The sequence below is a fragment of the Thermocrispum sp. genome, assembly GCF_002919275.1.
Classification (GTDB): Bacteria; Actinomycetota; Actinomycetes; order Mycobacteriales; family Pseudonocardiaceae; genus Thermocrispum; species Thermocrispum agreste.
On the sequence record NZ_PKFA01000035.1, the window covers coordinates 39,642 to 63,445 of the forward strand.

A 23,804-nucleotide genomic window follows, 5' to 3' on the forward strand; every position below is an offset into this window, starting at 1 on the left:
CGTCCGTTTTGTGCACTTGTGCCTGCGCCCTCCAACACGGCTGTGTCGGAGGGCGCAGTTCATGTCAGCTCGCGCTAGCCGCCGCGGACTGCCTCATCCTCGGAATCGCCGGCTGACCCTGCCGGATCATCGGCATCTGCCGCAGAGGTTCCCCGGCCACCGGGCGATCGCTTCCCGGCCCCGAAACCGCTCCTGCCTGCACCTGACGCCCCGACCGCGCCCTTCGGCATGCCGGAGCGACCGGAACCCCGTTCGTCCTCCTCGCCCTTGCCGTCGGCGTCGTCGGTGGACTCGCCGGTCTCGCCGCCGAACTCCGCGATGGCCGCCTCCTTGGCCTCCTGGAGGAGCTCGCGCACTTCCGGATCGGTGCTGTCGGCGATCAGCTTGTCCAGCTCTGCGCTCACCGCATCACGGGCATCGGCGAGTGCGTCGAGCGCGTCCGGACCGAGGTCTTGCCGATCAGCACCGTCCTGGAGCTGCTCCGGGTCGATCTCGGCCAGGGCTTCGTGCACCGCGGCCTTGGCTTCCTCGAGCGCCTGCTTGATCTCAGGATCTGTCGCGTGCGCAATCGCCTCGTCGAATGCCTTGTCCGCCGCCTCCTGCGCCGCCTGCAGCGTCTCCTGCGGTGTGGCTCCCTGCTCGACGGCATCGATGGCGTCCCTGATGGATTCCTTGACGTTGGCAAGCGCCTCGCGTACCTCCGGATCGGAGGCACTCTCGGCGAGGTCGTCGAGCTCGTCGGCCGCCACATCGCCTGCCCGGTCCACCAGGGCGTTCGCCGCATCGTCGCGGGCCGGACCCCAATCGGCGAGGTCGTCGATGGCGTCGCCGACGTCGTCCTTGACGTCCCGCAGCAACCGCTGAATCCCCGGGTCGTCGACACCGCCCGCCACCCGGTCGATAGCGTCGCTTGCGGCCTGCTTGGCGCGGTCGAGCGCATCGAGCTGGGCGGGAGACGCGTGCGAACCGGCTGGGTCGCTCGTCACCGGAACCGGCTCCCCGGAGCCGAAGCCACCGCCCGAGCCGGAGCCAGGCTGGGGTGAACCCACCAAGCCGGGCTCGCCGACGGAACTGCTGCCCGAACTCCCGACCGGCGCACCGGAGGCGCCGGAACCCGAGCCATTTGGCCCTGTCCCGGAGCCGAGATCGGGGCCGGGAACTCCGACGGGTCCACGGCCGGTGCCGTCGGCCGGGCCGACACCGGAGCCCGCGCCAGTGCCCGATCCGGTCAGTGAACCGAAACCGCCACCTGTCCCAGTGCCGCCGCCCGTCCCGGTGCCACCGCCTGTCCCGGTGCCACCGCCTGTCCCAGTGCCGCCGCCTGTCCCGGTGCCACCGCCACCGCCCAGGCCGCCGAGGTCGGGTACGGGCACCCGGCCTCCCTCGGACCCAGCACTGCCCCCGCTGCCACCGTCGGGGCCAGCACCGCCGGACAACCCCAGCTGGTCGAAAAAGTCGGCGGCGTCCAGGTCGCCGTAGACCTCCGAGGGGTCGCGAATCTCAAGTTTGTGCTTGCCGCTCCCGTCGTACCCGCCCCCGCTGTCCGTCCAGACGACGACCGGACCGTCGCCGGTCGTGGAGCTGTCGTTGTTCCACCACGGCGGTGGTGCATCGTGCTTGTCGATGTACGCGGCCGACTGGCGATCCAGGTCGCCGAAGGACTCGATGCTTTTCCGCAGGCTCTTGCCCGCCTCGGCGATGTTCTCCCCGGCGTCCGATATGCTTTCCGCGAACGTGACGGCATTCGGCCCGAAGTTCTGCTCGAACGTCTGTCCCATCGAGTCGGTGCCCCAGCAGCCCCACAGGGCGTCGAGCACCTCCTTCAGTTTGTCCCACGCGTCGGTCAGCTCGTTGCCGGCGTCGACGATCTTCTTCGCCGCCCGGTCCGCCTCTTCCTCGGCCAGGTAGAAATCGCCGCTGTCAGCCACGACGACGCTCCTTTCCGTCGCCGTCGGTGATCGGGAAATCCAGGTCGAGGCCGAAGCTGTCGAACATCTCCTTCATCGGCGCCATGAGCGAGCCGATCACCTCGTCCGGCTTCACCTTGCCGGTCAGCAAGCCGTCGAAGTCGACGCCGGGGATCTCCGAGCCGGCCATGACCTTCGAGGCCTCCTGCATGGCCTTGGCCCGTCCCGCGCGGTAGGTCTCCAGGATCACCGAGGCGAGCTGAGCCGGCGGCAGCTTCCGGTACTTCGACGAGTTGAAGGTCAAGCCGGTCAGCTCGCCGCGGCCGTCGAACGTCATCTCCAGCGAGTGGTCCTTGGCCCGGACCGTCGTCTCGCCTTCCTGCCACAGCTTGGTCAGCTCGCCCAGCTTCTTGGCCTCCTGCTGGAACGACGCCAAGGCTTCGTCGAGTGCCTTGCTCGGGTCCTGCACCCCGCCCGGCTCGGCAGCCTTCCAGTCGGTCATGATTTCCTCCCGCTCCTGTCCCGGTCCTTGAGCGCCTCGCCGAGCTCGCTGAGCCGCTCGGCCATCCGACCGGCCAGCGCGTCTTCCGCGAGCCTGCGTTTGGCTTCCTGGTCCTTCTTGTCCGGCTTGCCGAGCGCGCCGGACTCGTCGTCAGCCTTGCCCGACCAGACCTCCGGCCGGTCGTTGTTCAACCCGCTCACTCGGCCGACGGGGTTCGAGCCGCCCATTCCGCCGAACCACATCGGAGCCATCGGCATGTGCCCGCCGGACGGCCCGTAGGCGTCGGGACGCGCCGGGACATGCGGAACCCCCGTGCCCGACGGGATGTGCGGCACCGGGCCCCAGGGGTCGGGAGGCACCCCGGGCCCGACCGGGCCGCGCGGGTCCTGGTGCGGGGTGAAAGCGTGCACCACCCGGCCCTTGTCTCCCTGGTTCACCGCGGGCACGAACGGGGAGCCGTCTCCCGGGCCGGACGGCGTGTTCGACGACTGCAGCGAATTCGGCTTCGGCCCGTCAGCCGGCGGCCTCGGCGAGGAGGCGGGCAGCCGTGTCTCCTCGTCTTCGTCCGGCTGCCAGACGACGTCCCCGGCCACCGCGAACGCACTGGTCTTGTGCTGCTCCCGGTCGAAAGGCGTGGGCCCGGGCGGGGGTGGCGGCGCGAACGACGACGGCGGCGTGACCGTCGTCTTGATGGTCCGCGGCGGGCCGGACGGCCCCTGTGTGCTCGAACCCTGCGGCAATCCGTTGCCGGTGTTCCGGAGTTCGCCGATCTGGTCGCGTACCTTGTCCCGCACCTGGGGGTCGAGAATTTCCGTCGGCACCCGTTTCGTCGTGCGGGTCTGATCGGACGAGTTCCCTGCACTCCCGCTGAGCAGATCGATCTGCTCGAGATCGTCCTGACCGAACTCGAACGTCTCCGGAGTCTCGGTGTCGCGTCGTTCGGAGCTGTGCACGTCGCCGCCGTTCGGCCGAGCTCCACCGGTCCCTGGTGCATGCTTGGTCGACGTGCGCAGGTCGTCGGGCAGCCGGTCCGACGGGCCGCAGCCCTGGTTGCGTCCGAGCGCGTCGGTGATCGCGTACAGGCCGTCGAGATCGAGCCAGTCCGACTTGCCGGGGTCGGTCTGCCGACGGTCGTTCGTGCCGTGACCGTTCCCTGCTCCCAACGGCCCGCAGAACGGGCCGATCACACCGTGGACGTCCGACGGGTCGCTCTTGCCGAGCACGCCCGGTAGGTCGATCCCGGTGGTGACGTCGAACGAGCTCTTCGATCCGATCCCGTTCCGGTCCCCGTCGAGGCCGTCGATGCCACCCACGAAGTTCTGCGCGGCCGTGACGGGACCACGGCCGCCGAGGCCGTCCGGGAACCGGGGCATGGGGGCGAAAAAACCCGCCGGAACGTTCACCCCGGTGTCGTCGGCTGCGCTGCGTCCGAGCACGTCGCCGCTGCCGTTGCCGGAACGGCCGGCCGCACCGGTGCCGCTTCCGGTGCCGTTGGCGTCCGGGCCGGATCGGTCACCGCTGCCGTTGCCCCGGCCGAGCGCGTCGAGGCCCGAGCCGTTGTCCCCACGGCCTGCTCCATTGCCACCGAAGCCGGTGCGGGATCGGTCGCCCCCGGACAGCTCGTACAGATTGGGCACGTGCGGGACGAAGCTCCTGTTGTCGACCCCGGTGCCGCTCCCGTTTCCGCCGCCGACCACCCCATGCACATCCCCGCTGCCGTCGGGCTGACTGCTCAGGCGTCCACTCAGTCCGTTCGTCGACAGGTTGTTCGCGCCGTTCGCCCCGGGGTCGACGATGGTGGGGTCGAAACCAGGGGGCAGCTTGTAGTCGAACCCCGGCAGCGCATTCCCGATTTGCCAATAGGTGGTGCGCAGGCCGTCCATGATCTGCCGCGCGGCCTGGTTGGCGAACTCCTCGATCTGCTTGGCCACCTTCTCGTTGGCCTGGCTCAGCATCTCCGTCCGCTGTCTGGCGAGGTGGTCGTAGATCCGCCGGTACTCCGCGAGCAGGTCGCCCGCCGCACGCAGCGCCGTTCCGTAGTTGGACGACATCGCGAGTACGTAGTCGACCTTGCCGGTGACCCCGGAGACGATGTCCGTGAAGTCGTCCGCGGACAGGCCTTTCCATTCCGAACGCAGCACATTCATCTGGGCTCGGACGTCGTCCAATGCATCCTGCAGCCCGCCCCGTGCCCGCTCGAACGCCTCGGCCTGCTGGTAGAACGTGTCCGGCTGGGCCTGCTGGATCAGCTGACCGACCTGCTCGAACGACAGGGACTGCACCCAGGGATCGCCGGTGCTCGGCTGCGGGTTGTCCGGGGAAGTGTTGACCGCCATCTGTTACGTCTCCACCGTCCTTCCCACGACCGAAGAGGCGTCGTCGTCGCCGTCGGCCCAGGCCTCCTTGTCCGCCTTGAGCCAGATCTGCGGCTCACGCTCGCCGTTCTGCTGGCCCATGCCCATGCCGCCCATGCCCATCGGCATGCCGCCCATGGGCATGCCTCCGACCGGCATGTTGCCTGCCATGGCGCCCATCATGGAGGGCAGCGTCGGCGAGGCCGGGGTCATGGCCGAAGGCACGCTGCTCACCGTCTGCGGCGGGATGTAGCCGCGCTGCTGAGCGACGTCGGTGTCGAACTGGGCACGGCGACGACCGTCGCCACCGACCGGGTCCCCACCGCCGGCACCACCGGGCGAGTCGCCCTCGAGGAATCTCGCCAGGTCGGACCCGGCCCCGGTGCGCGGCACCTCGACGTTGTCGATGGCGTCGACGACTGCCTTCTTGGCCTCTTGCAGGGCCTGCTTCGCCTCCGGGTCGTCGGTCTGCTCGATGAGGTCCTCGAGCGCTTTGCTGACCTGGTCCTTGGCGTTCCGCAGCGCTTCCTTCGCCTCGGGATCCTCCGCAGGCCCGTCGGAGGAGGTCTGCACCACGTCGTCGTTCTTCAGCTCGACGTCCTCCAGCGCCTCCTCGAGCCGATCCTTGGCGTCCTCCAGCGCCTTGTCGATCTTCGGGTCGTCGCTGTCCTTGATCGCGTCCGCCAGCGCCTGCTGCGCCGCCTCGCGCACGTTCTCCAGCGTCTCCTGCGGCGTGTTGCCCAGCTCGGCGTTCTCGATGGCCTTCTTGACCTGCTCCTTGGCGTCTTCCAGCGCCTCCCGGACCTTCGGGTCGTCGGCCTTCTCGGCGAGCTCGTCGAGCACGTCGAGCGCCTCTTGCTTCGCCGCGTCCCGCATCCCGGTGAGGTCGGGGTCGAACTGGTTGAGGGCGTCCTGGGCGGCCTTCTTGGCGTTCTCCAGCGCCTCCTTGATCGCCGGGTTGTCGGTGGCCTCGGAGATCTTGTCCAGCGCGTCCTGGGTCGCCCGCCGTGCCCGGTCGAGCGCCTCCTTCTGCTCCGCATCTCCGCTGCCACGGCTGTGCAGGTTGCCGGGATCGGTTCCGCCGGTGAGCCCGTCGATCGCGTCCTGGGCCGCCTGCTTGGCTTCCTCGAGTGCGCGCTTCGCCTCCGGATCCTCGGTGTTGTTCGCCAGGTCGTCGAGGACATCCTGCGTGGCCTTCTTCGCGTCTTCCAGGGCGCGCCGCTTCTCTTCCTCCGGGTCGAAGGCGCTGCCCGGGCCGCTCCGCCCCGACGGGGATCGCGAGCCGCTGTCACCGCCGAGCCCGCCGAGGCCACCGAGCCCGCCGGGAGCGCCGCCGGAGCCCGCACCGCCAAGCCCGGACAGGTCGGGGCCGCCGCCCGTGTTCTTGAGCTGGTCGATCGCGTCGCCGACCTTCTGCCTGGCTTCGTCGAGCGCTTGCTGTGCCTCCGGGTCCCCGGTGTTGTTCCTGATGCTGTCGATGGCGTCCTGGGCGGCCTTCTTCGCTTCGTCCAGCGCCCCGTTGACCCCGCCGGCACCTCCGCCGGAGTCGGCGCCGCCCGAGGGACTCCTGCCGCCTCCGCCGCCACCGCCCGAGCTACCGCCCAGGTCGGGCCCCCCGCCTCCGGCCAGGCCGCTCAGGTCGGGCACCTCGATGTTGCCACCGCTTTCTTCGTTGTTGCCGCCGGTGCCCTTGTTGTTGCCGCCGGTGCCCTTGTTGTTACCGCCACCGCCGCCGGAGCCTTCGTTGGATCCTCCGCCCCTGGGCTGGTAGCCGCCGCTGCTGTCCTTGTTGTTGTCGTCGCTGCCCTTGTTGTTGCCGCCGGTGCCCTTGTTGTTGCCGCCGCTGCCGCTGCCGATCTTGTCCGACCTCAAGATGTCGAACGGCACCATGTCCTGGCCGCGCTCGGTGTACTGCCTGCCCAGCTCGTTGACCAGTCCCTGCAACCGCTGGATGTACTTCCACTCCAGCTCCTTGTCGACGACTTCGATCTCTTCGAGAAAGCTCTTGACGGCGCTGTCGATGTCGTCCTGCGTCTGGGCGAGCTCGATTTGCGCCATGTACTTGACGGCGATCCTGCTGCGCGCATTCTTGTCCTCTTTGTCCCACTCGTCCAGGGCTTTCCACCATTCGTTGGCGAACCACTGCATGGCGTGACCGACGTTGCCGATGGTCAGCGGGTACTGGTTCTCCTTGAGCGTGGTGTGCACCTGCTGGCTTGACCGCAGGACATCCTTGGCCCATTCATGAAAGGCATCCGCGGACACCCCGGAGAACTGGTCGCGCAAGGATTTGATGGCCTTTTCGAAACCATCGTTCATGTCGTTGAGCGCGGAGACGGCCTTGTTCATCTCGCTCTCCAAGCGGTACCACTGCTCGGCGAGCTTGTGACTGGACAAGTCCGGGATGCTGCCGTCGTCCTGCAGCACGATCCGGGCGACGAGCCTGGTCAGTTCCTCGAACGTGTCGTTCTCCCCAGCCGTCAGCTGAGGAGGCACTTCGTTCAACGATCCTGGGTCTCGCGCCATCGTTCTACCTCGGTCAGTCGGTCACCTTGCGCTGCCTTCCCACCCAGGTCACCAAGGGCCAGGGTTCACAGGCAAACACGTGCACTCATCACGTTTGGTTCATTCCGGTGCGTTCTTCCGGACGTTCGGTGGGTCTTGCCGGCAAGATCCACCGACAGGGGTTGAGAAAGACAAGAAGGAGCGATCCTCAGCGCATGACAAAGCGGACATATCGAATCACTACTTCGCACATCGGCAGTGCGATCATCTTACGATCGCGACCATCGCAGGAAACGGCCGGTTCACCGATTTGACGACATGACTTCGGGCCGCCAGAATACGGGTACGATCCATGCGCCGGCCGTGTCATGTGTTGTCGAATTCAAGGCAGTCGCGCCTTTCTCGCCTCCACCTGCACATGGCGTCCCGGGGGCCACCACAACAACACTCGATCAGTCCCTGACCATCACTCTCCTCGTCTTCGTCGTCATCCTCGTCGTCGTCGCTGTCGTCCTTCTTGTCGTCATCGTCTTTCTCGTCGTCTTCGTCGTCCTTCTTGTCGTCGTCCTTCTCGTCGTCAGGGTTTCTGACCAGGCTGGTCGGATACTTGTCCTCGGCCGTCGCCTTGATCTCGCCCAGCAGCTTGGCGACCTCCGCGGCATTCTCACCGTCGACCCGCTCGAACTCGTCGGCAATCAGACTCAGCCTGTCCGCCATCGCCGTCAGCGCCGCCTTGAACCGCTCCGCATGCAACGCACACCCGTCCGCCCGGTCAAGCACCCGCCGATCCAGCCAATTCGCCAGCGGAAAATCACCACACTCCGGAAACACCCGCTTCAAATTGTTGAACGGGCGCATCGCATCACCCTGAACCAACGCCCGGATCTCCTTCGCGACCTTCCGCAACCCCTCCGGGCTGTAAGACGTCTCCGACGACACGGCACCAACCCCCTCAGGTGGTCTGCGATCCCTCCGGCGACTCGATGTCGTCGTCGTTCACGTGTTTGCGCAGCTCGTCGAGCAGCCCTTCCAAAGCCCTGACCGACTCCGCGTTGTCCTCGTCGAGCGTTCTCATGGCTTCCGCGAGCTTCTCCAGCCCATCGGCGAGCTCGCCGATCGATTCACCGAAGTCGATCTTGGTCACCAGCATTCCGATGCGCCGATCGTTGACGATGCGCAGCAACTGCTGGCCCATGTCGAACGTGCCGACGCCGCCGCCGAACCCGTCCCCGCTCCGCAGCTGGGTGAAGTCGGAATCCTCACCCGCGATCTGGCGTAGGGCCTTGGCAACCGACCTCATCACTTCCGGGTTGAACTCGGTGACATGCATCGCCCATCCCTCCACGAATACCGATGCTCAGGACGAACAGGAAAGGGGTGGCATGCGCCGGACTCTCACCCCACGCACACCACCCCGGAAATCATCAGGCACCAGGCATGTTCCTGGCGCCCGCATGGTCCTGCTCGTACATTGCGTTCGCACGCTCTTTCAGAATCGTTGCCGCATGGTTCAGCCATTCCTTGTTGTTCTGCAGGTCTGCAACCAGGTCGTCGCTCAGCTTGTAATACATGTCGGCAGTATCACCAGTCCAGTCGGACATGGACGACTCGACGCTGCTACGCAGCCTGTTCGCTTCATCCATGATGTCCTGGGCGACTTGCTTCAGATAGGCGACAACCTGATCGATGTCTTCGTATGCATACCTGATGGCGTCCATGTGTTCCTTCCCCGAGATCGATATCCTGCCTGCCGCTGATCAGCCACCCAAGAACTGGGATGTAGGCAACGGAAGGTTGAGGATCTCCACGGAATTCTGCTTGTCCATTTCAAGAAGATCGTCTTTGGCTTTGCGAATGTACTTGGCCATGTCCTGCATGTGCATCAGCACGGTGTTCTTCGTGTTGTTGCACCACTGCTCGCAGACATCCTGAAGCGCGACCGTCAGGTCCGCCGGGCTATTGTCGACCAGGCTTTTCGCGTGACTATTCGCCCTCTCCAAGAAGCTGTCCAGCTCAGCCATGGAGGTCTCGTACTTGGATGCCTGCTGCTCGACTACCGCATCGCTGACTTGGGTAGACATATGCACTCCTTCGACGACAGTGACCAAAGAACCGGATATCCAACGTCAGACTCGACAACGAGACTAGCTACCGGACTTTCTGGCGTACGTGCTTTTCCTCCTGGCGAAAGCAAGAATCGGGACTCCCCCCATGAAGCGATCCACGCCACACCGAGACCGGGATCACGATCGGGGTTTCCCTCACGAAGTCTGCTGTGGCTGCACGGTCAAGGCCGCTTGCTGGCTCAGCGCAGGGCCGACAGGCAACAGATCCAGCAGTTCACCGGGCATCCTCATGGCGGTTTCCGCCGAATACCCCAGCGCGGCCGCCACATCGGCGGTCACCAACGGATATCGCACCCCCGTCTCGGTGATCAAATAGATCGTGTTGAGCACCGATTCCGGGGTGCTTTGGTGAACGGCCAGGACTCCACCGCCCGCCGGAACTGCCACTCGATCGGCCGTCTTGCCTGCGTAGTGCACCGAGGCCGGCATCGCCTGGCGGTGCACGTCGACCGGCAGCAGGCCCGGCCGGATCTTCACCCGGCCCCCGCCGATCATGGTGTACTCCAGGCAGGCCGTCTCGTTGGGTTGCGGATTCGCCAACGGCGGCGGCCGGTCCGGCAGCCCGTCGACGAATTCCGGTCCGCTGCCCGACGTCGGAACCCCGTTCATCGCGGCCGGGCCCACGTCGATCGGAGCCACCGCCCCGGCGTCGTAGACCTCCTTGGTGAACGGAGCGGCCAGGTAGAGAGCCGCGGCGGTGCGGGTCAACGGCAGCACCCCGTCGGACAGCACCAGGTAGAGCTGTTCACTGTCCAGCGCCGGGTTCTTCATGCGATACAACTGCCCGACCAGGCTCGGGTTGCCGTCGATCTCCGGCCCCGGCGTGCCCAGTCCCGGTGGCCGCTCGGCCTCGATGTCCGGTCCCTGCGGGATCGGATTGAGCCAGGCAGTGTCCACCTCGACCGGTTCGACCTGCCCGTAGCCGAGCGCCGCCACCTCGGTCCGGCTCGGCAGGCGATACCGCTTGCCGTGCCAGACCAAGTAGATCGTCTTGTCCGGGGCGCGCACCAGCAGTGCACGGTCGTCCGGCTGGTTCGCCGGAATGCTCCGGCCGATGAACAATGTGGTGGACGGCCGGGGCTGCTCCGCACCGTCCTGAGGAGGCTGCGCACACACCACCCAGGGCCCGGTGCTCAGGTCCTCGGCCTTGGGCAGCGCGTCCGGCGCTCCCGGGATGCCGATCGGCTGGCCGACCGGTGTTCCGTCCAGCGAAGCCTGCGACACCTCGTGAATGGCACCGTTGCCTCCGGAAGCCAGGCGCGCCGACGAGTAGTTGAGCACCGGCCGGAGCTCACCGTTCAAGAAGACGTACCGCGCACCGGTGTCCTCGTTCATCACGATCGCACCGGGCATCCGCCACGAGTTGTTGCCACCGGGGAGGAACAGCCCGACGACGCCACAGATACCCGCGATGATGAGGCCGATGATCACGCCGAACATGGTTCCGGTGTTCAGCCGCCGGTTCGGCTGCACCAGCACGTCGGGCTTGCCGTGCACCACGGCCGCGACCAGCCGGCCCACCACGTAGAAGTAGGCCTGTACCTGATCCTTCTTGGACTGCATCAGCCGGCCAATCCCCGCATCCAGCCGTACACGCCGAGCACCTGCAACAACAGCGGGACCACGGCGATCGCGGTGAGCGACTCCAGGATCTCCAGCGCCCGCCCCCAGTAGGGCCGGTGCCGTCTGCCCGGCATGACCTTGCTGAACAGCAACATCACCCCGGATACCAGCACCAGCGGCAGCGCGACAGCGACGAGCATTTCCACGTCGGTCAGCTCGGCGGCGTACTTCTCGACGTTCACCACGACCGCGACGACCGCAGGCACCACCACCGCCCAGCGCTGCACCACGCCGTTCGGATGCCGGGTGCGGATGCCCAGCAGCGCCCCGATCACCAGCGACAAGGCCGTCGCCCAGCCGTCACCGTTGCCGACGAGCTCGGGCAGCAGCAGCGACATCGCGGCGCCGAGCCCGACGTGCATGGCCATCGAGTACCCGAAGACCACCTTGCTGCGGTCGACCACCATCTGCGCGGGCACCGGGTCGATCTCCTCGCTCAGCTCCGGTGCGTCGGTCGGCAGCAGCGGCAAGGTCAACCCCGACAGGCGGAACGACGTCGCGGGCACGAAGACCGAGACCACCAGGCAGATGAACAAACCGATACCCGCGGCCTGGTGCGTCGACAGCGGAGCGACGGCCGCGACGAAACCGGTCACCAGCAACAGCGCGGTGAACAGGATCGCGCCCACGAACAGCAACGCGCCGTCGGCAACCGCGTACCTGCCGATGAACAGCACCAGCAGCGTGATGGCGAACCCGACCGTCGCCATGGTGTGTTTCTCGGCCAGCGGCGCCACGCTTTCGGTCAGCGCCAGACCGCCGACGAAGGCATAGCACGCCGCGACCCCGGTCAGGATCGTGGCGGAGATGGTGTCCGCGATGGTGCGCGCCAGCAACGCCGCGGCGATCAGCAGAACGACCGGAAACGTCAGCGCGACCACTGCGGTGATGGCCGGATCCTGCAAGTCCGCCAACGCCAGCAGGCCGTAGAGCAAGGCCGCCGCAGCGGCGAGCCGGAACAGCCACCGAGTGTGCGGCGGGCGCCAGGCCAACCGGTGATCGCGAACCTGCTCGCCGACACCCGCGACCAGGTCGTCGTAGTCGATCGGCGGCAGCTGATCCGACCGCGGGCGCAAGTAGAGCGATTCCCCGTCCAGCAGGTTCAGCTCGGCGAGCGTCTTGTCCTCGTCCAGTGGCGGTGAGCCGATGCGCTGCACGACCCAGCCCTCGTGGTCGGCGCCCTGCTCGATCCACTCCGCCCCGAACTGGGGCAGCACCGCGGGCAGCAGATCGGTCAGCGTCGCGTCGCTGGGCAACGCGACCTCGGTCGCCTTGGTGCCCAGCACGAACCGCAGCCGGGTCGTGGTCGAGTACCGATGCTGTGTCTGCGCTTCCATCTGACGTGCAGGTCCTTCCAAGCAGGGAACCTCGGACCGCCGGCGAAGCCGCACACGGCGGCTTCGTGGCGCACGAGTTCGTGGTCGAGGAACCGCACGAACACACGAAGGGGAGCACTCGCCGAATCGCCACCGGCGATCGCAGACCGCCGTGCGGCCGAACGTACGACCGGTCAGTTTCGCCGCGCCACGACGCGTCGCCGCTGGTGGAGCAAGTGGAGGGATTCCACTCACCAAGAGTCCGACGGAAGGGGGCAGATCACCGGCAAACCGAACCTATCGGCCGTCCTGACGCGTGTTCGGTGGCGAGGAACCTCCACGAGCACCGGAGGCACCCCACTCGCCGAATCGCCTCAGGGAGCATCGCCATGGCCACCGTGCTGTTCGCACGCAGGCAACGTCGCCCCAAACCAGAGGTCGAGTCCGAGGACCTCGAGCTGCAGGAACCGCCTGCCGTTCCGGAGGAGCAGCACGGCGGCGTCAGCTCGGTGCTCATCTACCTGCCGATGGGCCTGATGTCCGTGGCCTGGATGATGATGCTCATCCGGCCGGGCGCCGGGTGGCTGGCCTACATCGGCGGTGCGCTCATGCTGGTGGCCACCGTCGGGATGATGTTCACCCAGTACATCCGCAACCAGCTCAACCACAAGCAAAAGCTGCACGGCCACCGGCGCGACTACATCCGCTACCTCGCCCAGCTGCGCAGCCGGGTGCGGAATGCGCTCACCGCTCAGCAGAAGGCGGCCCGCTGGATCCACCCCGATCCGCGGGCGCTGTGGTCGATCGCGCTCGGCTATCGGCTGTGGGAACGGCGCCCGTCCCACGACGACTTCGGTGAGGTGCGCATCGGGGTCGGCTCCCAGCGTGCGGCGCTCAAGCTGGTCCCGCCCGACACCAAGCCGATCGAGGACCTGGAGCCGCTGGCAGCGCACGCGCTGCGCCGCTTCCTCCGCGCTTACTCCACGTTGCCGAACGCGCCGATCGCGGTGTATCTGCGCGGGTTCGGGCAGATCCAGTTCACCGGCGAGGACGAGGCCGTCATGGATCTGGTCCGCGCGCTGCTGGCGCAGCTGGCTACCGCACACGGACCCGGTGACGTCCGCATCGCGCTGTGCGCGAGCGAGAAGCAGCTGCACCGGTGGGACTGGCTCAAATGGCTCCCGCACCACCAGGACCTGGAAAGCCGCGACGCGGCGGGGTCACGCAGGCTGGCCGCGAGCGAGATCGACGAAGTCGAGCTGCTGCTCGGCGGCCCGAGCTTCACCGGCAGGCCGCGGTTCGAACCCAACACCCCGATCACCGCGTCGGAACCGTTCGTGGTGATCGTCCTGGACGGGGTGACCGCCCCGGCCGACCACCGGGTCGCCGAAGAGGGCTACCGCAACGCGGTGGTGCTGGACGTCTCCGGCTGCCTGCCGTGGCAGGACCGGCCGGGGACGCTGTTCCTCGAGGTCACCGAGGACAAGGTGAGCACGGTGACGTTCGACCGGCTCGGCAAGTCCAAGAGCAAACCGCTGTGCACACCGGACCGGTTGAGCGAGCGGGGTGCGGCGGCGCTGGCGCGCATCATGGCCCGCTTCCGGATGGGCGAGGCGAACGCGGAAGAGGAGCCGACGTCCGCCGACTACGACCTGGCCGGGCTGCTCGGCATCGGCGACGTCGCCACGTTCGACGTCGACCGGTATCGCAGGGAGCGGATGTCACCCAAGCGGCGGCTCCGGGTACCGATCGGGATCACCACCAACGGCGCGCCGCTGGAGCTGGACATCAAGGAATCCGCCGAGGACGGCATGGGCCCGCACGGGCTGTGCATCGGCGCCACCGGATCCGGCAAGAGCGAGCTGCTGCGCACGCTGGTGCTGGCGCTGGCGGTCACCCACTCGTCGGAGGAGCTCAACTTCGTGCTGGTCGACTTCAAGGGTGGTGCCGCCTTCCGCGGTTTCGACCAGCTGCCGCACACCTCGGCGGTGATCACCAACCTGGCCGACGAGATCGAGCTGGTCGACCGCATGCAGGACGCGTTGACCGGGGAGATGAACCGGCGGCAGGAGTTCCTGCGGGCGCACAACTACTCGTCGCGGCGCGACTACGAGGCCGCGCGGGCGAAGGGCGCACCGCTGGAGCCGATGCCCGCGCTGTTCATCGTGGTCGACGAGTTCTCCGAGATGCTGACCCAGAAGCCCGAGTTCATCGACGTCTTCGCGATGATCGGCCGACTGGGCCGAAGCCTCGGCGTGCACCTGCTGCTGGCGTCACAGCGGCTGGACGAGGGCCGGATCCACAAGGTCGAGACGCACTTGTCGTATCGCATCGGCCTGCGCACGTTCTCCGCGATGGAAAGCCGCAGCGTCATCGGCGTCCCCGACGCGTACGAGCTGCCCACCAGCCCGGGCAACGGCTTCCTGCGGCCGGACACCCAGACCCTGATCCGTTTCAAAGCCGCGTACTCCTCCGCCCCGTATCGGCAGAAGCGCCGAGCGCAGGTGGCCAAGGCCACGGAGAACCGGGTCGTGCCGTTCGGGCTGGAGTACATCGAGCCGCAGCAGGAGCAGCCGGAAGAGCCGGCCGAGGTCGAGGAAGAGGACGAGAACACCGAGACCGTGCTGGACGTCCTGCTGCGCAGGCTGCGTGGCATCGGACCGCGTGCCCACCAGGTCTGGCTGCCGCCGCTGAAGACGCCCGCGACGCTGGACCAGTTGCTGCCCCCGCTGGTCGAGGACGCGAACGGCGCGCCGCGGGCGGACGGCCCCATGTCCGGCAGCCTGGTGGTGCCGGTGGGCCTGATCGACCTGCCCGACCAGCAGAAACGGGACCTGCTGGTGGCCGACCTGGCGGGCAGCCAAGGCAACGTCGCGGTGGTGGGCGGCCCGCAGTCCGGCAAGAGCACGATGCTGCGCACCCTGCTGTGTGCGCTTGCGCTCACCCACAGCCCGGAGGAGGTGCAGTTCTACTGCCTGGACTTCGGTGGCACGCTCAGCGCGCTGTCGGTCATGCCGCACGTCGGCAGCATCGCGAACCGGCTGGACCGGGACCGGGTCAACCGCACCGTGACCGAGGTGACCAACCTGCTGACCAAGCGGGAGACGATCTTCGCCGAGCACAACATCGACTCGATGGCCACCTACCGCAGGGCGCGGCGGCAGGGCAAGTTCCGCGACGTCGACCCGTACGGGGACGTGTTCCTGGTGGTGGACGGCTGGTACACGGTCCGGGCGGACTTCGACGAGCTGGAGGAGAAGTTCACCGAGCTGGCCGCCCGTGGCCTCAGCTTCGGTATCCACCTGGTGGTCGCCACCAACCGCTGGTCGGAGATGCGGCCGTGGCTGCGTGACGTGCTGCAGACCAGGTTCGAGCTCAGGCTCGGTGACCCGGTGGACTCGGAGGTCGGCAGCCGGATCGCCCAGACCGTGCCCGCCATCCCCGGCCGGGGCATCACCCCGGACGGCCTGCACTTCCTGGCCGCGCTGCCACGCATCGACGGCGCAGCGCAAACCGACGACCTGGCGGAGGCGACGGCCGAGCTGGCCGAGTCGCTCGCGGTGCCGGGCGGGCCTGCCGCGCCGAAGGTGAAGCTGCTGCCGATGACGGTCACCGAGCGCGAGATGCCCGCCCCGACCGCACCGAACCCGGCCGCGGAGATGCGGCTGGCGCTGGGCATCGACGACGTGAACCTGGCGCCGATGATCCACGACTTCGACGTCAGCCCGCACCTGCTGATCTACGGCGACGCCGAGACCGGCAAGACCAACCTGCTGAGGTACATCGCCAGGGCGGTGGCCAGGCACCACTCCGACAAGGACGCCCGGGTGATGTTCGGCGACTTCCGACGCGAGCTGCACGACTCCATCCCGCAGAGCCACCAGATCGAGTACTCGGTCGATGGCGAGACGATGGCGAAGACCATCCAGGGCATCGCGCAGATGCTGAAGAAGCGGCTGCCGGGGCCGGAGATCCCGCCGAGCAGGTTGCCGAAACGGGACTGGTGGAAGGGCGGCAGGCTCTACATCGTGATCGACGCCTACGAGCTGGCCGAGTCGTCGAACCCGCTGGAGCCGTTGACGCCGCTGTTGCCGCAGGCGGCCGACATCGGCTTCCACGTGATCGTGGCGCGCAGCACGAGCGGTGCAGGACGGTCCATGATGAGCACAGCGATCCGGCGCATGTGGGAGCTCGGTACCCCGGCGTTGCTGATGTCCTGCCCGAAGGGCGAGGGCTCGTTCCTGGGCAACGTCAAGCCGCGGACGCTGCCGGTCGGCCGTGGTCAGTTCATCGACCGGCGACGGAACGTGCGGCTGCTGCAGACCCCGCTGGTCGAGGATTGAGGTCGAGTCGGCCGCGCCGACTGTCGGCACACTGAGCGCAGTGACGGCGCACATTTCCGGAGTGCGGCTCGCGCGAGTGCGGTAGGCGACGGGCACCTGAGCCCGTAACGCATGTACCGGCCACGATCGCGAGGCGGCGCAACTCCATCACCAGCGGTGTCGTGGCTCGACAACGGGCGTCACCGGCCGTGCAGGGCCCTGGCTTGAGACTGCGCGGCGGCCATGCCGATCGATGAGGCAGCGCAGGAACCGGTCGCCAACGGCAGGCAGTACCCGGCCTCCACGATCACCCGTCAGCACCGGTCAGCACGCCAGCCGGGAGACGCCTTCCCAGCCGCCAAGCCCGGTACTCGCGCCGCCCCCTCACAAAGCAACACAGCGCGACGGTGCGCCACCCCGGCGACATGGCACCCCACCGGCCAGCAGAAACGACAGCGGCACGCCACCCTGTCATCAGCAGGAAGCACGACCGCCCATCGGCTGGCGAAGCCACTCCACGTCTCGTCCCGCCTGGCGAGAAGGCAGCTCCGCGTCACCCGTCGGCGGACCCCACCACCCAGCCGACGAGCGCCGCGCAGTTGTCGAACGGACGTGCGGTGGGCACTCGCCACCTCGAACACGGCGCATCGATCTCACCGGCTCCGCGCCTGCATGACGGCCGCTCCACGTTCGGCCCGAGATACTCGGCGCGCCCCGGCTCCGCGCCTGCATGACAGCCGCCCTCCCAGTTCCGCCCAAGATGCTTGGCACGCCCCGCCTGCGCGGCTGGATGGCGGCCGCGGTCGTTCGGGCAGCCGGCCCTGGGCGTGGTTCGGATTCAGGAACTGGGGAACGCCTGCCGCAGCGGCATCGGATGCTGCGGCGCGACAACCGGCTGCTGCCAGCCTGACTGGTGCGCCGGGAAGCCCCACCCGGCAGGCGTGGGAGCCACCCCGCCCGGCTCGCCCGGCATCGCGTCATACCGCAACTGCGGCCCCGCAGGCACCACCCGCCGCCCCGGCCGCGGCCGCCGTGTGTCTCGGCCAGGCTTGGGACCTTCCCGCCGTTGCGGCGGACCGCTGGCGGGCGCCCGATGGGACTCGGTGTCCTTCACCCTGAGCACACGAGCGGGCCGGAACTTGCGCAGGCGGCCGACCCGGCACATCGCGACGAGCCCCACCGAGATCGTCGCCAGCACCACGACACCGATGGTCCCGCCGACGGCCAGCCACGGCCCGATCTCGTCCCGCTCCGGGATGTCCGGCGGCGCGGGGCTCGGCGGGTGCACCAGTTCCGGCTCCGGGTTCTCCTCCTCGAGCAGCACCGCGCTCACCGCGGCGTACGGGTCGACCATGCCCCAGCCGAGCGCCGGGTCGGGCGCCGTGGCCGGGCGGCTGGCCGTGGCCAGCAGCCGGTACTTGACCTGCTCCGCGGTCAGATGCGGGTGGTAGGCCCGTACCAGGGCGGCGACACCGGTGACGAACGGCGCCGAATAGCTCGTTCCGCTACCGGTCCAGTGGCCGTGCCCGCCCCGGCCCAGGCCGTGCACCTTCACCCCCGGCGCCACCAGGGCCACGAACGGCCCGGTCTGGGAGAAGTCCGCGGGCCGGCCGTTCTCGTCCACCGCGCCGACCGCGATCACCGGCGGATAGGCCGCCGGGTACGTGGCGGGGATGCCTCTGTCGGTGGTGTTCGCGGCCGACGCCACGATCACGACGTCCTTGCTCGCGGCATAGCGCACGGCGTCGGCAAGTTCTTCGTTCTGCTCGGTGGTACTCGCGGAGACGTTGATGACGTCGGCCCCCGCGTCGACGGCGGCCCGAATCCCGCGCGCCATCGATTCCGGCGTCAGCGAATCCGGCTTGCCCGGCTCGTCCGTCACGGCGCACCGCACCGGCAGGATCTTCACCCCAGGTGCGACACCGACGTAGCCGGTGCCGTCGACCGGTTTCGCCGCGATGATGCCCGCCACGAACGTGCCGTGGCCGAAGCAGTCGTCGTCGGCCCGGCCGCCGCTCCCGGACGTCGTCGCGTCGATGCCCGGCAGCACCTGGCCCTTCAGCTGCGGGATGCTGCCGTCCACGCCGGTGTCGACGACCCCGACCACGACCCCCTTGCCCTTGGTCAGCGGCCACACCCGTTCCGGCTGCAGTTGCCGCTGCGCCCACGGCACGGAGCGCTCGACCGTCGTCGGCGGCGGCAGGCACTCCTCCTGCTGCTGATCCTCCTGCTGCTGGTCCTCCTGCGCGTGTGCGGGGACGGCAGGGACGAACACGATCAGCGCGACGGCGATCAGCGCGAACAGCCGTTTCACGACGCCACCGCCGCCGTCTGCTGCTGCCACACGACCATCGACTGGGTGAGCCGCTCGACGACCTCGGGGTCCTCCACCAACCGCAGCCGGCTGCTGTGCCGCTGAGCCAGCACGTTGTCCAGCTTCGCCAGTACTGCGAGGTCCCGCTCGTCCAGCTCGGTGGACACCGGCTTCTCGTTGGGCGCCAGCTCCCGGTACATCACCGCGACCTTGGGCGCGGGCGGCCCTTCGCGCTCCTCGTCGTCCTCCTCGTTCTCCTCGGCGGTCCGCACCGCCAGCGCCTTGAACCGTGCGCCTGCCAGGAACACCGCTTCGTCGACCGGCCGATTCGCCACCAGCTCCGAGGTGCGCCGGGCCGAGCACGGCCAGATCAGCACGTCCAGGTCGGCGTCGGGCAAGGTGACGTCGAGTTCGGTGCTTGCCGTCAGAAAACCGGGTTCGGTGAGGATCGTGCCGGGCTTGGCCAGGTGTTCCAGGGAGGCGTTCATCTTGCCCTGGCGCAGCACCGCCCTGCGGTGCGTGGGCAGCCGGCGCAGCCCGGACATCAGGCACGAGACATGGCCGTCGATGATGCCCGGCCGCCCGACGCGGATGGCGGAGTTGACCGCGCTGGCGTTCCCGGCGCCCGACCCGAGGAACACGCACACCGCGGCGAAGTCCGCCTTGGCCCCGGGCGAGGTGTCCAGGCGGAGCGACGGCCAGGTCGCCATCGCCGCGTTCACCGTCGCCAGCGCGATCGGGTAGTCCTCCCCGAGGGCCGCGGTGAACCGGGCCTGCTCCGCGGACGTGCTGACCCTGGCCGGAAGACGCAGAGCACCGGCGTCGGTGGGCTGCGAACTGATGTCGATCTGGGGCGTCGCCTGAACGTGCGGTACACGCTCAGGGCGCGGAACGTCGACACGCGGTGTTTCCGTGGCGTACTCGGGCGGTGGCGCCGGCTCGGCCTCTTCCGCCTGCTCCTCGTACTCCTCGGCCTCGGCTTCGTCTTCCGCCAGCTCGTCGCCGTCGTCGTCCTGACCGTCGACGGCAGGCATTCCGGAAACGGTGGCGACCGGAGGACCGGACACCGTGACGATCGGCGGCATCCCACCGACGTTCGTCGCCGCGGCGGGCTCGGACTGCTCGGCGACGGGCTCGGGCCCGGCCTGCCCGGCGGGCGATTCGGCGGCCGACCGCGCCGGCGTCCCGTTCCGTGTCCCGGCGCGAGCGGCCGCAGCCGCTCTGCTGCGGGCACCGGCGAACCGATCGAGGGCGTGTGCCGCCTCGTCGTCCATGTCGCCGACCATGCGCACCTGCACCGCGTCCCGCTGCTGGTCGGACAGCCCGGCGAGCAGGTTCTCGGCGGCGACGAGCACCGGCAGCCCGACCACGCGTCCCGGCGTGCCCAGCCGCATGGTCCATCCCGACGGGTCGAACGGATCGGTGACCGCCGGGTCGTCCGGGTCGAGCTCGCCGTCGTGCGCGCTGCGCACCACCAGGCCCGAGGGCACGACGTCGGCCACGACCTCGCCGGGCCCGCTGTATCGGTAGGACCACGGCCCGTTCTCGTGCCATCCTTCCGGTGGCGCGGCGACCTGCAGCACTTCCTGGCCGTCGCTGCCCGCCTGCTGCCGCACCAGCAACGGGAAGGGATGGAACAGCGCCTCGCCGTCGCCGCCCGGCACGTACGTCGAGGGGGTGCCGGACCCCGTCATGACCTGCACGCCCGGGCTGAAGAGCACGTCCCGGCCCAGCGTGTCGGCCACCGCGGTGAGCCATTCCGGGCTCAGGACGTCCGGTGACCGCGGCACGACCACGATCGGCTCGTCGGGCAGCTCGCCGAGCAACGCCGCGACACCTTCCGGGGACACCGACGAATCCACCACCAGCTTCGGGAAACGCGGATCGGCGGGCACGGTCAGGTCCGTGGTCTCACCGACGACCAGCCCGCACGGCGCCGGTGTGGCGACGACCCCGTCGACCTCCAGCGACGAATCCGGGAACCACGACTCCCATTCCATCGCCGGGAACCGCACCCCGCAGAACCCGCCGATCGACGAGTACCAGCCGGTGCCGTAGATCCCCTGCCCCGCGTACAGGGCAGCGCCCGGCAGCGCCGCGACACCACCGTCCGGCGCGACGACGTCGGTGCCCAGCCTACCGGCCAGGTACTGGATGTCCTGGCTGGACATGGCAAGACCGCCGACGGCGACCAGAACCGACTCGACCCCGTCCAGGTGGCCGGCCAGCAACGTGGGCAGGGCGGCCACCAGCCTCGGCACCTCGTGCGCGGCCGGGGTGGCCACCACCAGCAGCTCACCGGGGCCGAGTGCGGCGAGACCGACGAGGGCAGGGTCGATCGGTCCCTCGTCGCGCCGCCGGATCACCACGTGGCGCTCGTGCACCGGTTCGGCCATCAGCAGGTCGAGCTCGTTCATGTGTCACTTCCCGCCGACGTCAGCGCAGATCGAGACCAAGTCCTCTTTGGTCAGCGTGGTCAGGTCTTCCATGTTCGCGTTCGGCATCGAGGCCAACCGGGACGCGTGGTTGTCCGCCATCTGCTCGAACACCCGCCGCGCCGCCCGGCCGTTGCCGAACGTGCCGTCCTTGGGGATTTCCGCGAAGTACTTCCGCAGCGCCTCGGCCGCGTCGTCGGTGAGCCGGTAGTCGTGCTTGTCGCACTGCTGCTGCACGATCGTCACCAGCTCGTCCGATGTGTAGTTGGCGAACTCGATGGTGCGGCTGAACCGGGACTCCATGCCGGGGTTGGCGGCCAGGAACTCCTTCATCTCCTTGGAGTAACCGGCCGCGATCACCACCACGTCGTCGCGGTGGTCCTCCATCAGCTTGACCAGCGTGTCGATGGCCTCCTGGCCGAAGTCCGGCCCGGTGCCGCCCTTGCTGCTGGACAGCGTGTACGCCTCGTCGATGAAGAAGACCCCGCCGAGCGCGGACTCGAACGCCTCGGTGGTCTTGATGGCCGTGCCGCCGATGATCTGCGCGACCAGGTCGGCGCGGGCCACCTCGACCAGGTGCCCTTTGCGCAGCACCCCCAGCTCGGCGAGGATCTGCCCGTACAGGCGGGCCACCGTCGTCTTGCCGGTGCCCGGGGATCCTGCGAACACCAGGTGCCGGGCCATCGGCGGCGCCGAGAGCCCGGCGTCCTTGCGGCGCTTGGCCATCTTGTTCAAGTTGATCAGCGACTTGACGTCCGCTTTCACGCTGGCCAGGCCGACCAGGTTGTTCAGCTCCTCGAGCGGGTCGGAGCCACGCTTGGCCCGCTCCTGCCGCTCCTCGGCCCTGGTTGGGGCCGGTGCGGCAGCCGCCGCGGACGTCCCGTACGCGTCGGGCACCCCGTTGTCGCTGCTGATCAGGTCCAACACCTGGATGGACGTGCCGGGTTTGGTCTGGCGCAGGCCGCTGCCCCGGTTCTCCCGGACCGTGCAGCTTTGCAGCCGGACCGACTCGTCGGTGTCGATCCGGATGCCGTCGGCCGAACCGGCGGAGAACTCGCAGTCGGTGATCGACGCGGAAGCGCCCTCACCGAGCAGGCAGCCCGGGCCGGCGCTGCCGATCACCCGCGAGCGGGACAACGACAGGTCGGCACCCTGGCCGGCGAGGACACCCTCCGCGCCCGCCGAGTCGATCGTCGCGTCGGACAGCGCCAGCGTCGCGTCGAGCACACTGACCGCCGCACCGTCGGTGCCGCGAACGGTCAGGCCGCTCACCGTCGGGCGCGCCTCGTCGCTCACCGCGACGCCGACGTTGCCCTCGTCGATCTCGATGCTTTCGAAGGTGCCGCGGGACCGTTCGCACATCTGCACGGCCTCGCCGCCGCAGCCGAACACCCGAAGCCTGCGGAAGAGCGGTTCGGCGCCGCCCGCCACGCGCACCCCACCCTTGGTGCAGCTGGACACGGTGACCCGGTCCAGTTCGGTGAGGCTGCGCTCGGTCACCTCGACCCCGACACCGTCGACGTCGGCCACGTCGGCACCGGACACCGTGCCGCCGGCCCGGCCCGTGAAGTGCATTCCCCGGCCCCTGGCGTTGCGGATGGTGATGCCGCTCAGCGTCGGCTTGCACCCTTCGGCGACGTAGACCGCCTCCGCGCCGGACCCCTGCACCGCGCACTCGTCCAGGGACACGTTCTGCGTCGTGGCGAGGTAGAAGCCGATGGCGTTCGCGTCGCTGACCGTGAGTCGGACCGCGGAGATGCTGGCGTTCTGCTCGACCGCCACGGCGGGCTTGTCGGTGCCGGTCACCTCGGTGTCTTCCACGGTGAGCTGGCCGCGGCCGTTGAGGCAGATGCCGTTGCCCGACGCCTTGCGCACCGCGCTCTTGCGCACCGTCAGGCTCCCGCCCTCGGCGACGACGATCCCGGACGTGCCGAGCTCGTCCAGCCGGCAGCCCTCCAGCTGACCGCCGTCCGGTGAGGTGGTGACCACGCCCGCGCCGACGGTGTTGCGCACCTCGCAGTCCCGCATCAGCACGGTGCCCTTGTCCTGCGAGAAGATCGTCGCCCACGCGGCCGCCCGAATCGCGCACTCGGTGAGCGACAGCTGGCCCTGCATCACCACGATCGCCGGGTTGTCCCGGTCGTCACAGGTGATCTGGATGCCGGACACCGCGGCTGAGTCGGTGGCCAGCGACACCACCGGCCCACGCCTGCTGACCACCTCGACGGTCCCGGGGCCGTCCTCGGCGGTGATGGTGACCGGCTTGTCCACCACCAGCGTTTCGCGGTAGCGGCCGGGGCCCACCACGATCAGCGTCCCGACCGACGCGGCGGCCAGGGCCTCGGCGATGGTCGACCTCCCTTTACCGGCTTGGGAGACGACGATGACGTCCTTGCTCAC

14 protein-coding genes are annotated in these 23,804 nt (G+C 68.8%); 1 reads left to right on the forward strand and 13 read right to left on the reverse strand.

The genetic code is table 11. The features are described 5' to 3' along the window. Positions 1 to 74: 74 nt before the first annotated feature. From CXP56_RS07440 to eccD, 10 genes are all read right to left on the reverse strand, one after another. Positions 75 to 1,928, reverse strand: a complete 1,854-nt coding sequence (locus CXP56_RS07440) for a hypothetical protein (protein WP_286900541.1) — start codon at positions 1,926 to 1,928, stop codon at positions 75 to 77. Next, positions 1,921 to 2,409 carry a YbaB/EbfC family nucleoid-associated protein gene (locus CXP56_RS07445; RefSeq protein WP_051310140.1) on the reverse strand — a complete coding sequence of 163 codons (489 nt, stop codon included), beginning with the start codon at positions 2,407 to 2,409 and terminating at the stop codon, positions 1,921 to 1,923. Before CXP56_RS07445 ends, CXP56_RS07440 begins: the two co-directional genes overlap by 8 nt. Continuing rightward, entirely contained in the window at positions 2,406 to 4,745 is a 2,340-nt protein-coding gene (locus tag CXP56_RS07450; protein ID WP_028847537.1) for a WXG100 family type VII secretion target, read from the reverse strand. Before CXP56_RS07450 ends, CXP56_RS07445 begins: the two co-directional genes overlap by 4 nt. A 3-nt stretch (positions 4,746 to 4,748) precedes the next feature. After that, the gene (locus CXP56_RS07455; protein WP_286900542.1) at positions 4,749 to 7,289 is read right to left on the reverse strand and encodes a hypothetical protein; all 2,541 of its coding nucleotides are present in this window, start codon (positions 7,287 to 7,289) and stop codon (positions 4,749 to 4,751) included. 345 nt (positions 7,290 to 7,634) lie between these two features. Further along, positions 7,635 to 8,207, reverse strand: a complete 573-nt coding sequence (locus CXP56_RS07460; protein WP_286900543.1) for a hypothetical protein — start codon at positions 8,205 to 8,207, stop codon at positions 7,635 to 7,637. A gap of 13 nt (positions 8,208 to 8,220) precedes the next feature. Continuing rightward, complete coding sequence (locus CXP56_RS07465; RefSeq protein WP_286900544.1) at positions 8,221 to 8,598, reverse strand: hypothetical protein; 378 nt, start codon at positions 8,596 to 8,598, stop codon at positions 8,221 to 8,223. A gap of 94 nt (positions 8,599 to 8,692) precedes the next feature. Further along, entirely contained in the window at positions 8,693 to 8,986 is a 294-nt protein-coding gene (locus tag CXP56_RS07470) for a WXG100 family type VII secretion target (RefSeq protein WP_286900545.1), read from the reverse strand. A gap of 39 nt (positions 8,987 to 9,025) precedes the next feature. Further along, positions 9,026 to 9,349, reverse strand: a complete 324-nt coding sequence (locus CXP56_RS07475; RefSeq protein ID WP_286900546.1) for a hypothetical protein — start codon at positions 9,347 to 9,349, stop codon at positions 9,026 to 9,028. A gap of 180 nt (positions 9,350 to 9,529) precedes the next feature. Then, positions 9,530 to 10,957, reverse strand: coding sequence for a type VII secretion protein EccB (eccB, locus tag CXP56_RS07480; RefSeq protein ID WP_286900547.1), 1,428 nt, complete (start codon positions 10,955 to 10,957; stop codon positions 9,530 to 9,532). After that, positions 10,957 to 12,354 (reverse strand): type VII secretion integral membrane protein EccD, encoded by a 1,398-nt coding sequence (gene eccD / locus CXP56_RS07485; RefSeq protein ID WP_286900548.1) that lies wholly within the window; start codon positions 12,352 to 12,354, stop codon positions 10,957 to 10,959. The genes eccB and eccD overlap by 1 nt, the downstream gene beginning before the upstream one ends. Positions 12,355 to 12,722: 368 nt before the next feature. On the opposite strand from eccD, the gene eccCa reads away from it, so the two are divergent. Beyond that, a complete protein-coding gene (gene eccCa / locus CXP56_RS07490; RefSeq protein ID WP_286900549.1) occupies positions 12,723 to 16,676 on the forward strand; it encodes a type VII secretion protein EccCa in 3,954 nt (1,317 codons plus the stop codon). 817 nt (positions 16,677 to 17,493) lie between these two features. On the opposite strand, the gene mycP is transcribed toward eccCa, so the two are convergent. From mycP to CXP56_RS07505, 3 genes are read right to left on the reverse strand one after another with little or no spacing between them, the layout of a single operon-like run. Next, complete coding sequence (mycP, locus tag CXP56_RS07495; protein WP_245566630.1) at positions 17,494 to 18,969, reverse strand: type VII secretion-associated serine protease mycosin; 1,476 nt, start codon at positions 18,967 to 18,969, stop codon at positions 17,494 to 17,496. Continuing rightward, positions 18,966 to 21,386 carry a hypothetical protein gene (locus CXP56_RS07500; protein ID WP_286900550.1) on the reverse strand — a complete coding sequence of 807 codons (2,421 nt, stop codon included), beginning with the start codon at positions 21,384 to 21,386 and terminating at the stop codon, positions 18,966 to 18,968. Before CXP56_RS07500 ends, mycP begins: the two co-directional genes overlap by 4 nt. Positions 21,387 to 21,389: 3 nt before the next feature. Continuing rightward, positions 21,390 to 23,804 (reverse strand): right-handed parallel beta-helix repeat-containing protein, encoded by a 2,415-nt coding sequence (locus CXP56_RS07505; RefSeq protein ID WP_286900551.1) that lies wholly within the window; start codon positions 23,802 to 23,804, stop codon positions 21,390 to 21,392.